Below are 12,097 nucleotides of genomic sequence, written 5' to 3' on the forward strand. Positions count from 1 at the left end.
TTACACGTTTTTTATGTCGAATTACTTTAGGAGTTAGTAATAGCAGAACAGATATTAGATCACAACAAGCATTCCACCATATAATGACCCACTTCACGGGCCGGCTAGGCCTTTCTACCGATCCCAGCCAGTAGTTGCCGAAAACATGCGTTTACCCTCCTGGATCCGATACCTGCTGTTACTCCTTATTGCCGGCGCCGGCGGGGGCCTGACGGCGCTCGCCGCCTGCTACCTCTATCTGGCTCCCCAGCTACCCCCGGCAAGCCAGATTCGCGAGGTGGAATACCAGATCCCCCTGCGCATCTACAGTCGCGACATGAAGCTGATCGCAGAATACGGGGAGAAACGCCGTCAGCCAGTGACTTACGACGAACTGCCGGAACCGCTGATCCAGGCGGTACTGGCGGCGGAAGACGAACGCTTCTTTCGCCACAACGGCGTAGACCTGAAAGGCCTGCTGCGCGCCTTTGTGGAATTGGCCCGTTACCGGGAAATCCGCTCCGGGGGCTCTACCATCACCATGCAGGTCGCCCGCAACTTCTTCCTGGACCGGGAGCAGCGCTTTCTGCGCAAATTCAACGAAATCGTGCTCGCCATCCAGATCGAACGGGTCCTCAGCAAGGAAGAAATCCTTGAGCTTTATCTAAACAAGATTTACCTGGGGCACCGGGCCTACGGCGCCGAAGCGGCTTCCCAGGTTTATTACGGCAAGTCCGTGGGCGAACTCAGCCTGCCCCAATGGGCCATGATTGCCGGGCTACCGAAAGCCCCTTCAGCCTATAACCCAATCACCAACCCCCAGCGCGCCCAGGTCCGACGCAACTGGATTCTGCATCGCATGGAAGAGACCGGCGCCCTCACCGCCGAGCAGCGCGAGCTGGCCCAGGCCGCCCCGGTCAGCGCCCGCTTCCATGCCGCCTCACCGGAAGTGGACGCCGCCTATCTGGGTGAAATGGCCCGCTTGCAGGCCATGGAATTGGTGGACGCCAATATCTACACCGACGGCATCCGCATCATCACCACGGTAGACAGCAAGCGCCAGCAGGCTGCGGTCAATGCCCTGCGCAACGGCCTGCACAGTTATGACGAGCGCCACGGCTACCGCGGCCCGCTGGCACAGCTGGACATCAGCGACGCCCCGGCCCTGCCCACCCCCTCCGACGCGGACAGCGAAAAGCCCCCGGAAGACAGCACCGACAAACCCGTCGCTGCCGAAGAGGCTGAGCTGGAAAAGACCATCACCGGCCTGGACCCGGATGTCGCCGCCTGGGCAGAACGCATCAAGGACCAGCGCCGCATCGGCCCCCTGCAGCCGGCTATCGTTACCGCCGTGGGCGACAAGGACGCGGAAATCCTGTTCCGGGACGGCAAGCGCAGCCCGCTCGCCTGGAATGATATTCGCTGGGCCCGTCCCCAGCTCAACAACAAATACGTGGGCAAGGAGCCCACCCGGGCTGCCGACGTCCTCAGCAAAGGGGACGTCATCTACGTCCGCCCCGCCGGCAGTGGCGATGAGCGTCACTGGCGCCTGGCCCAGCTACCCAAGGCACAATCCGCCCTGATCTCGCTGGACCCATCCAGCGGCGCCATCGTGGCCCTGCAAGGGGGCTACAGCTTCTCTACCTCCAACTTCAACCGGGCCGTACAGAGCGAGCGCCAGGCCGGCTCCGTGTTCAAGCCGTTCATCTATACCTCAGCCATGGAAAACGGCTTCACCCCGGCCTCCATCATCAACGATGCCCCGGTGGTCTTTGACGACGACAAGCTGGAAACCGCCTGGCGCCCCACCGGTGCCAGCGGCAAGTTTTATGGCCCCACCCGCATGCGCGAAGCCCTGTACCGCTCGCTGAACCTGGTTTCCATCCGCATTCTTCGCCAGGTCGGCATCAGCCAGGCCATGGGCACCCTGAAGCGCTTCGGCCTGCCGGCAGACACCTTCCAGCGCGATCTGTCCCTGGCACTGGGCAGCGCCAGCGTGACCCCCATGGACATCGCCTCGGCCTACAGCATCTTCGCCAACGGCGGCTACCGGGTTACCCCCTGGAGTATCGTGCAAATCGAAAAGGACAACGGGGACGTGCTCTGGAAAGCGCCAGAGGTGGTTTTCTGCGAAAGCCCCTGCCGGCCGCCGCAAACCGATAACGCCCCCCAAGGCGGCATGACCGAAGTCGACACAGCCAATAGCGACAGCGATGACAGCACCACCCAGCCCCGCCAGCCACCGCCGGTCATGGCCCCGCGCGTAATCGACGCCCGCATTGCCTGGCTAATGAACTCCATACTGCAAGATGTGGTACGCCGTGGCACCGGCCACCAGGCCAACGGCCTGGGCCGCCGGGATCTGGCCGGCAAGACCGGGACCACCAACGATCAGGTGGACGCCTGGTTCTCCGGCTACTCGCCGGACCTGGTCGCCACTGTCTGGGTTGGCTTCGACAACCCCGCCTCTCTGGGCTGGGGTGAGTATGGCGGCAAGGCCGCCCTGCCCATCTGGATGGATTACATGGGGCCGGCACTGGAAGGCGTCCCTGACCGCCAACTGGAGCAACCTTCCGGCATCGCCACCGTGCGCATCGACCCGGACAGCGGCCTGCTGGCCCGCCCGGAGAACCCGGACGCCATCCGCGAGTATTTCATCCAAAGCCAGGTGCCCGACATGGAGCCGGCACGAGGACCAGGCGGGCACAGTGCACCGGAGCAGATATTTTAAAGAGATGCACCACGCAACATGCATCACGCAACACGGAAAGGTGTGAAGCGTGTTGCATGATGCTTGCAGCCATAAAAAAACCGCCGAGAGGCGGTTTTTTTATGGCTGGCGTTTCCTGCTACAACTCCGGAAAGATCTCGTCCAGCGAATTCAGCGGGTAGTGCGATGGATACCCCTTACGGGCCACACCGCAATCTACCGCTGCCTTGGCCACAGCCGCAGACACCTTGCCCAGTAAACGCGGATCGTTCGGCTTGGGGATAATATAATCAGCACCAAACGTCAGCGGCTCGCCGCCGTAGGCATCCAGCACCTCCTGCGGAGGCGCGGTGCGTACCAGCTCGGCGATGGCATGCACTGCGGCGATCTTCATCTCCTCGGTGATGGACGTGGAACGCACATCCAGCGCCCCACGGAACATGTACGGGAAACACAACACGTTGTTCACCTGATTGGGGAAATCCGAACGACCGGTCGCCACAATCGCATCCGAACGCGCCGCCTTGGCCACTTCCGGGCGAATTTCCGGGTCCGGGTTGGCCAGCGCGAAAATGATCGGCTTGGGCGCCATCTTCTTGACCATCTCCGGCGTGAGCATGTCAGGGCCAGAAACCCCGATAAACACATCGGCGTCTTCAACCGCATCATCCAGAGTGCGCTTGTCAGTATCGTTGGCCAGCGCCGCCTTGTACTGATTCAGGTCATCGCGACGGCTGTGGATTACGCCCTTGCGGTCCAGCACCAGGATATTTTCCTTGCGCGCGCCCATTTCGATCAGCAGACGCACGGACGCCACGCCGGCGGCACCGGCACCCACGCAAACGACCTTGATATCTTCGATACGCTTGTTCTGGATTTCCAGCGCGTTAATCAGGCCGGCACCCACCACAATGGCCGTACCGTGCTGGTCATCATGAAACACCGGCACTTCACACTGCTCTTTGAGGATCCGCTCGATCTCGAAACATTCCGGCGCGCGGATATCTTCCAGATTGATGCCACCAAAGGTGCGATGAATGCGCATCACCGTATCGATAAACGCCTGGGAATCTTCCGCGTCTACCTCGATATCAAACACATCGATACCGGCAAACAACTTGAACAAAATCCCCTTGCCTTCCATCACCGGCTTGGAAGCCAGCGCGCCCAGATTGCCCAGGCCAAGAATCGCGGTGCCATCGCTGATGACTGCCACCAGGTTGCCCTTGGAGGTAAAGCGGTAAGCCAGTTCCGGCTCCCGGGCGATTTCACGCACCGGCTCCGCCACACCCGGGCTATACGCCAGGCTCAGGTCTCGACTGGTCGCCGCCGGCTTGGTCACCTCGACGCTGATTTTCCCTGGCCGCGGTTTGGCGTGGTATTCCAGGGCCGCCGCTTTTAAATCCTCGGACATGCTGGTCTCCGCTTCCCTAGTTGGGATATACAGTGTGTACGCAAGTACTTAACGTAAAAAGCACCCGGCAGGGTGCTTTTTACAATAGGCGCTGTGAAGACGCCGTATCAGTCCTTCTTGCTGCGCATCATGCCAAAGCGCTGCTTGAACTTGTCGATCTGGCCGCCGCTGTCGGCCTGCTTCTGCTTGCCAGTGTAGAATGGGTGACAGGCAGAACAAACGTCCAGGTCCATGGCGCCACCCTTGGTGGAACGGGACTCGATAACGTTGCCACAGCTACAGGAATAGGTCGCTGTCTGGTAATCGGGATGAATCTCTGGTTTCATTGCTAAGCTCCATTTTGTGTCGCTACCGGCCTCTACGACAGGCACCACACGGCTTGCGCCTGGGAAAAAGAAGGCGAATCATAACAGCTTGTCCCCATTCCGCAAGCGCAAAGCCGCCGCTGGCTCCAGGAAATTCCGTGTCACCGAAAAACACCCTGCAAATTGCCCTGCCCGTGCCCCTGCCCGGGTGTTTTGACTATGTTCTGCACGGCACCGTGGTACCCCCCCGGGGCAGCCGGGTCAAAGTCCCCTTCGGGCGGCGCACCCTGGTCGGCCTCGTACACGGCCACGCCCCCAGCGATTACCCGAAACTCAAGGCCGTGCAGGCGGTACTCGACGACGAACCGGTGATGCCCGACGAGCTCTACCAACTCTGCGAGCGCGCAGCCCGCTATTACCATCACCCGCTGGGCGAAGTACTCAATTACGCCCTGCCCACCCTGCTGCGCCAGGGCAATGAGGCCCAGGCCAGCCTGGAAAAACGCTGGCAGATCACCGAACGCGGGCAACACGTCAGCGACGACCAGGTCAGCCGCGCCCCCCGCCAGCGGGACGCCCTGCACACCCTACGTGACCACCCGAAGGGGCTGAGCAGCGCCATGCTGGCGGCGCTGGAGGTAAGCCCACCCGCCTTGGCCAGCCTGCGCGACAAGGGCTGGGCCGAGCAAATCCAGGTAGACACCCGACCAGACGTAACCAAAGAGACCCTGGCCCAGGCCCCACTGGCAGCCAACGCCGAGCAACGCGCCGCCATTCAGGCGATTCAGGACGCTGACAGCTTCACCCCTTTCCTGCTCGACGGCATCACCGGCAGCGGCAAAACCGAAGTCTATCTGCAAGTCATGGCACCACTGCTGGCCGCCGGCAAGCAAGTCATGGTGCTGGTGCCAGAAATCGGCCTGACCCCGCAAACCGTGCAACGCTTCAAGCAGCGCTTTGCCGTCCCGGTGGTCACCCTGCATTCCGGGCTCACCGACCGGGAACGGCTGGACAACTGGCTGGCGGCCCGGGAGGGCCAGGCGCGCATCATCATTGGCACCCGCTCCGCCATCTTTACCCCCATGCTCAATCCCGCCCTGATCATCGTGGACGAAGCCCACGATAGCTCCCTGAAACAGCAGGACGGCTTTCGCTACCACGCCCGGGATCTGGCCACCTGGCGCGCCCAGCAGCTGGGCATCCCGGTGGTTCTGGGCAGCGCCACCCCGGCCCTGGAAACCTTGCATCTGGCCCGGGAAGGCCGATTCCAGTGGCTCAGGCTGTCACAACGGGCCACCGATCAGAGCCGCCCGCCCATCGAAATCGTCGATGCCCGGCTGGCCGCTCCCGGCAACCCGCTACTGCCGCTGTCGCTGCAGGCGCTGAAACAATGCGTGGAGGCCGGCAATCAGGGACTGGTGTTCATCAACCGGCGCGGCTACGCGCCGATGATTCTCTGCCACGACTGCGGCTGGCAGGCGGAATGCAAACGCTGCGACAGCTTTCTCACCTGGCATCGCAGCGACCGCGCCCTGCGCTGTCATCACTGCGGTTACCAACAGCGCGTCCCCAGCCGCTGCCCGGACTGCGGCTCCAGCGCCATCCAGGAAGCCGGCAGCGGCACCGAAAAGCTCACCGAGCTACTGGAACAATCCCTCCCCGTGCCGGTAATCCGCATCGACCGGGATGCCACCCGCCGCAAAGGCGCCCTGGATGCGCACCTGGCGCAAATCCAGAAAGGCGAACCCGCCGTCATGGTCGGCACCCAGATGCTGGCCAAGGGGCACCACTTCCCCAAACTGACGCTGGTCGTGATTCTGGACATGGACGCAGGCTTTCTCAGCGCCGACTTCCGCGGCCCGGAGCAAGCCGCCCAGCTGTTATTGCAAGTGGCCGGGCGCAGCGGCCGCGAAGGCCAGGGCCGAGTCATCCTGCAAAGCCGCCACCCGGACCACCACCTGCTGCAACTGGCCGCCAGTGGCGACTACCCACAACTGGCCACTACTTTGCTGGAAGAGCGGCAAATGGCCGGCCTGCCGCCCCATGGCCACCTGGCCCTGTTCCGCTGCGAAGCCATGGCCATGGGCACCGCCATGAACTTCCTGCAGCAGCTCAGCACCATTACCGTGCCGCCGGATGTCCATATTCTTGGCCCAATTCCCGCCCCCATGGAAAAACGCGCCGGCCGCTTCCGTACCCAGTTACTGCTGCAATGCGCCCAACGCGCGCCCCTGCACCAGGCCCTGAACCTGTTACTGGAGCAGGCCCGCAAGCTCCCCGAAGGCCGCCAGTGCCGCTGGCACCTGGATGTGGATCCGATCGACATGCTGTGACAACGCCACACGCAGCACGCGGCATGCAACACGCCGGAGCCCCGCATGGTGCGTGTTGCGTGAAGCGTGCTGCGAATCCTCGCCTTTTCCCGTACAATCGCCGGCCAGTCAAACGGCCCAGAGCCCTCCACAAAAGAATGTCATGAAAGAACGCCTGATATCCCTCATTGAAAGCGCCCTGGACACCCTGATCGACGACGGCACCCTGCCCGCCGACGCCAAGCGTCCGGTGCAAATCGACCGCACCAGGGACAAGAGCCACGGCGACTTTGCCACCAACATCGCGCTGATGCTGGCCAAACCCGCCGGCATGAAGCCCCGCGACCTGGCAGAAAAGCTGATTGCCGCCCTGCCCAGCGACAGCGCCGTGGCCAAGGTGGACATTGCCGGGCCCGGTTTTATCAATTTCTTCCAGGCGGACGACTGGCTCACCGGCTTGCTGGAGTCCGCCCTGGCCGACGACTTTCTCGGCATTGGCCGGCCAGAGCAGCCCCAGACCGTGGTGGTGGACTACTCCTCCCCCAACCTGGCCAAGGAAATGCACGTGGGCCACCTGCGCTCCACCATCATCGGCGACGCCGTGGTGCGCACCCTGGAGTTTCTCGGCCACACCGTGATCCGCCAGAACCACGTGGGCGACTGGGGCACCCAGTTCGGCATGCTGCTGGCGTATCTGGAAGAACAGAAAGCCGAAGAAGGCGAGCGCGAGCTAAGCCGCGAGCTGGCCAACCTGGAAACCTTTTACCGGGCCGCCAAACAACGCTTCGACGAATCCGACACCTTCGCCGACCGCGCCCGCGCCCTGGTGGTAAAACTGCAGTCCGGCGACGATTACTGCCTGAACCTGTGGGCAGAATTCAACCAGGTATCCCTGAGCCACTGCCAGGCCATCTACGATCGCCTCGGCGTCAGCCTGACCCCATCGGACGTGCGCGGCGAAAGCGCCTACAACGATGACCTGGCCCAGGTCGTCGCTGACCTGGACAGCAAAGGCCTGCTCAGTGAAAGCCAGGGCGCCCAGTGCGTCTTCATGGACGCCTTCAAAAACAAGGAAGGCGAACCACTACCCGTTATTGTGCGCAAAGCCGACGGCGGTTATCTCTACGCCACCAGCGACCTGGCCGCCCTGCGTTACCGCGCCGGCACCCTGCAGGCCGATCGCATGCTGTACTTTGTGGACCAGCGCCAGGCACTGCATTTCCAGCAAATGTTTACCCTGGCAAAGCTGGCCGGGTTTGTCCCCGAACAGACCGAACTGGCACACATGGGCTTTGGCACCATGAACGGCCCGGATGGCCGCCCGTTCAAGACCCGCGACGGCGGCACCGTCAAACTCATCGACTTGCTTGATGAAGCCGAAGAGCGCGCCTACGCGCTGGTGAAAGAAAAGAACCCGCAGCTGGACGAGGACGCACTACGCACCATCGCCCGCTCGGTGGGCATCGGCGCAGTGAAATACGCTGACCTCTCGAAAAACCGCAGCAGCGACTACATCTTCAACTTCGAACAGATGCTCAGTTTTGAAGGCAACACCGCGCCTTACCTGCTGTACGCCTACACCCGCGTGGCCAGCGTATTCCGCAAGGCCGAACTGGACATGGCCAGCGTGAGCGGTGACTTCCTGCTTAACGAAGCAGCAGAACAGGCCCTCGCCGCACGGCTGGTGCAATTTGCGGAAGTCCTCCAGAGCGTGGCAGACAAGGGCCAGCCGCACCTGCTCAGCGCTTACCTGTACGATGTGGCCGGACTGTTTTCCAGCTTCTACGAGCACTGCCCGATTCTCAGCAGTGAAGACGAGGGCATCCGTAACAGCCGCCTGAAGCTGGCCGCCCTCACCGCCCGCACCCTCAAACACGGCATGGAACTGCTGGGCCTGAGCCCACTGGAGCGCATGTAATGGCGAAGAACACCCGGCGCGGCGCCAGCCGCGGCCCCGCCCGCAAGAAGCAACCCCAGCGCCAGGTACCCGGCTGGGTCTGGCTGTTTACCGGCCTCATGGTCGGCCTGTTTGTGGCCTTCCTGTTCCATCTGGGCAAGACCCAGATGGCACAGGGTGACAGCAAACCGGTGGCCAGCAGCAACGACAAACCGGCTCAGGCCAAGCCCGAACCGAAACCGGAACCCAAGAACGAACCCGGAGAGGATTCACCCCAGTTCGATTTCTATGCAGTGCTGCCGAAGATGGAAGTGATCGTGCCGCAGAACGAAACCGACAACGGCACAGGCACCACCCGCAAACCGGACACCAGCAAACCGGCCAATACCCGCAAGCCGGAAACCAACACCCGCAACAACGAAAAATACCTGTTGCAGGCAGGCAGTTTCCGTCGCAACGAAGATGCGGACCGCCGCCGGGCCGAACTGATCCTGAAAGGCTTCGAGGCCAGCATCCAGTCAGTCAATCTGGACAGCGGCGACAGCTGGCACCGGGTCATGATCGGCCCCTACAACAACCTCAACGCCATGCACCGCGCCCAGGACCAACTGGCCGGCAACGGCATCGAGACCCTGCCGATCAAGATGAAAAAATAAAACGCCTGATGCATAACGCCCAATGCCGGACGTAACCCCGTCTGGCGTCGGGCATCAGGCATCCTGCTTTTCCTCCTTGAAATCCCCCACCTGTGCCCACACTTCCTTTGCTACGCGTAAAAAGGAGAATTCCCGTGGAGCAGTATCGCGGTACAACCATTGTTTCTGTTCGCCGAGGTAACAACGTGGTCATCGGTGGCGATGGCCAGGTCAGCCTGGGCAACACTGTCATGAAGGGCAACGCCCGCAAGGTCCGTCGGCTTTTTCACGGCAAGGTGATTGCCGGTTTCGCCGGCGGCACCGCCGACGCCTTTACCCTGTTTGAACGTTTTGAAGCCCAGCTGGAAAAGCACCAGGGCCATTTGGTGCGCGCCGCCGTGGAGCTGGCCAAGGACTGGCGCACCGACCGCGCCCTGCGCCGTCTGGAAGCCCTGCTGGCGGTAGCCGACAAGGAAAGCTCGCTGATCATCACCGGCAACGGTGACGTGATTGAGCCGGAAAAAGATGGCCTGATTGCCATCGGCTCCGGCGGCCCCTTTGCCCAGTCCGCGGCCACCGCCCTGCTGGATAATACCGACCTGCCGGCCCGCGATATCGTCGCCAAGGCGCTCACCATTGCCGGCGACATCTGCATTTACACCAATCACAACCACACCTTCGAAGAGCTGGACGGTTAACCATGGCTTCCCTGACACCCAAAGACATTGTCTCCGAACTCAATCGCCACATCGTCGGTCAGGACGCGGCCAAGAAAGCCGTGGCTCTGGCGCTGCGTACCCGCTGGCGTCGCATGCAGCTGCCCGCCGAAATGCGCGCGGAAGTGGCCCCCAAGAACATTCTGATGATTGGCCCCACCGGGGTGGGTAAAACCGAAATCGCCCGCCGCCTGGCCAAACTGGCCGACGCCCCCTTTATCAAGGTGGAAGCCACCAAATTCACCGAGGTGGGCTACGTGGGCCGCGATGTGGAATCGATCATCCGCGACCTGATGGAAATGGCCATCAAACTGCTGCGCGACAAGGAAATCGCCCGTGTGGGCAGCCAGGCCGATGATGCCGCCGAAGAACGCATTCTCGACGCCCTGCTTCCCGCCGCACGCGCAGAAGACGGCAGCGCCAACGACAGCACCGACAGCAAAACCCGCCAGATCTTTCGCAAGAAACTGCGTGAGGGCGAGCTGGACGACAAGGAAATCGACGTGGACGTGGCCAGCCAGCCCGCCGGCGTCGACATCATGGCACCCCCTGGCATGGAAGAAATGACCAGCCAGCTGCAGCAGATGTTCTCCAAGATGGGCGGCAACCAGCAGCGCAAGAGCCAGAAACTCAAGGTGCGCGAAGCCTATCGACTGATCCGCGACGAAGAAGCCGCCCGTTTCGTCAATGAAGACGAGCTGAAAGTGCAGGCCATCGACGTGGTGGAAAACAACGGCATCGTGTTCATCGATGAAATCGACAAGGTGGCCAAGCGCGGCGAAGGCGGCGGCACCGATGTGTCCCGCGAAGGGGTACAGCGCGATCTGCTGCCGCTGATCGAGGGTTCCACCGTTTCCACCAAGTACGGCATGGTGAAAACCGATCACATCCTGTTTATCGCCTCCGGCGCCTTCCACCTGTCTCGTCCCAGCGACCTGATCCCCGAACTGCAGGGCCGCCTGCCAATTCGCGTGGAGCTCAGCCCGCTGAGCCCGGACGACTTCCAGCGCATTCTCACCGAGCCCAAATGCTCGCTCACCGAGCAATACAAGGCGCTGCTGGAAACCGAAGGCCTGAACCTGGAGATCAGCGACGACTGCATCCGCCGCATTGCAGAAGTGGCCTGGCAGGTCAACGAGCGCACCGAAAACATCGGCGCCCGTCGCCTGCATACGGTGCTGGAAAAACTGCTGGAAGAAATCAGCTTCGACGCCGACTCCCTGGCCACCCAGTACCACGACAAGCCCCTGGTACTGGACGCCGAAGCCGTGGATCGCTACCTGGGCGAACTGGCCGACGACGAAGACCTGAGCCGGTATATTTTGTAACGCCCAACGCCACGCCCAATGCCTGATGCCCCCCCCCTGCGTCAGACACTGGGCATCAGGCATCCGGCGTTCTTTCTGCTATTATCCCCGCCGGAGGGAACACCATGACCGCCGGCGAACAACTTCAGCACTATCTCGAGCGTTTTTTTGCCCTGCGCCAGCACGGCGACGATGCCGTCTTTATCGCGCGGCTACGCCGCCTGCAAGACTGGCAGGGCAAGCGTCTCAGACACACCCATGCTCACCTTCTTGATGACCCGGCAACCGCCGAGGGAGTCCGCTTCCTGCTGGAAGAAGTCTATGGTGGCCGCGAGCTGCTGCCGGTGGCACGGGAAATCCGCCGCGCTCTGCCCAAGGCCATGAAACTGCTACCGGATAAAGTCATGGCCACCTCCGCCAGCGCACTGGAAGCGGCCATCCTCACCCAGGAGCTGGACGAAGCAGTCACCGACATCCTCGGCGAGCAGCTTGATCAACCCATCGATGAAGCCACCTATCTAGCGGGATTTCGCCAGCCGAGCCATCACCAGAATCGCCAACAGCAGCTGCAGCTGGTGGCCGAACTGGGTCATCGACTGGATCGCTATATCCGCTCGCGAATGCTCCACGCCACTTTCAAAATGGTTCGCAAACCGGCCCATGCGGCGGGCTTTGCGAACCTGTATGATTTCATGGATCGCAGTTTCCGGGTGATGAAACCCGTTCCCAGCGTTGGCTTGCTGCTGGAGCAGCTGGCCACCCGGGAAGACGCCATCATGGAAAAGGTTTTCGCCTGTCACCCATCGCCTTTCGAGAATTGAT

Annotated in this window: 9 protein-coding genes; 7 read left to right on the forward strand and 2 right to left on the reverse strand. The window is 62.0% G+C overall.

Annotated elements, in window-relative coordinates; all coding sequences use genetic code 11:
• Positions 1-145 precede the first annotated feature (145 nt).
• Complete coding sequence (locus COA55_RS13485; protein WP_290502580.1) at positions 146-2,710, forward strand: penicillin-binding protein 1A; 2,565 nt, start codon at positions 146-148, stop codon at positions 2,708-2,710.
• Positions 2,711-2,828: 118 nt separating this feature from the next.
• Here COA55_RS13485 and COA55_RS13490 read toward each other — a convergent pair whose 3' ends face one another.
• The gene (locus COA55_RS13490) at positions 2,829-4,103 is read right to left on the reverse strand and encodes a malic enzyme-like NAD(P)-binding protein (protein ID WP_063520784.1); all 1,275 of its coding nucleotides are present in this window, start codon (positions 4,101-4,103) and stop codon (positions 2,829-2,831) included.
• Between the two features lie 107 nt (positions 4,104-4,210).
• On the reverse strand, positions 4,211-4,429 hold the full coding sequence (rpmE, locus tag COA55_RS13495) for a 50S ribosomal protein L31 (protein ID WP_063520783.1): 219 nt from the start codon (positions 4,427-4,429) through the stop codon (positions 4,211-4,213).
• Positions 4,430-4,566: 137 nt separating this feature from the next.
• Here rpmE and COA55_RS13500 point away from each other — a divergent pair, with 137 nt between their 5' ends.
• The 6 genes from COA55_RS13500 to COA55_RS13525 all read left to right on the forward strand — a co-directional run bounded on the left by COA55_RS13500 (position 4,567) and on the right by COA55_RS13525 (position 12,096).
• Positions 4,567-6,741, forward strand: coding sequence for a primosomal protein N' (locus COA55_RS13500; RefSeq protein ID WP_063539109.1), 2,175 nt, complete (start codon positions 4,567-4,569; stop codon positions 6,739-6,741).
• 142 nt (positions 6,742-6,883) lie between these two features.
• Entirely contained in the window at positions 6,884-8,638 is a 1,755-nt protein-coding gene (gene argS, locus COA55_RS13505) for an arginine--tRNA ligase (protein WP_290502581.1), read from the forward strand.
• On the forward strand, positions 8,638-9,273 hold the full coding sequence (locus COA55_RS13510) for an SPOR domain-containing protein (RefSeq protein WP_290502582.1): 636 nt from the start codon (positions 8,638-8,640) through the stop codon (positions 9,271-9,273). The genes argS and COA55_RS13510 overlap by 1 nt, the downstream gene beginning before the upstream one ends.
• A 134-nt stretch (positions 9,274-9,407) precedes the next feature.
• Positions 9,408-9,950 (forward strand): ATP-dependent protease subunit HslV, encoded by a 543-nt coding sequence (hslV, locus tag COA55_RS13515; protein WP_007150844.1) that lies wholly within the window; start codon positions 9,408-9,410, stop codon positions 9,948-9,950.
• Positions 9,951-9,952: 2 nt separating this feature from the next.
• Complete coding sequence (gene hslU, locus COA55_RS13520; protein ID WP_063537233.1) at positions 9,953-11,296, forward strand: ATP-dependent protease ATPase subunit HslU; 1,344 nt, start codon at positions 9,953-9,955, stop codon at positions 11,294-11,296.
• Positions 11,297-11,400: 104 nt separating this feature from the next.
• A complete protein-coding gene (locus tag COA55_RS13525) occupies positions 11,401-12,096 on the forward strand; it encodes a hypothetical protein (protein ID WP_290502583.1) in 696 nt (231 codons plus the stop codon).
• Position 12,097 lies beyond the last annotated feature (1 nt).

The sequence above is a fragment of the Alcanivorax sp. genome, from assembly GCF_002733835.1.
GTDB lineage: Bacteria > Pseudomonadota > Gammaproteobacteria > Pseudomonadales > Alcanivoracaceae > Alcanivorax.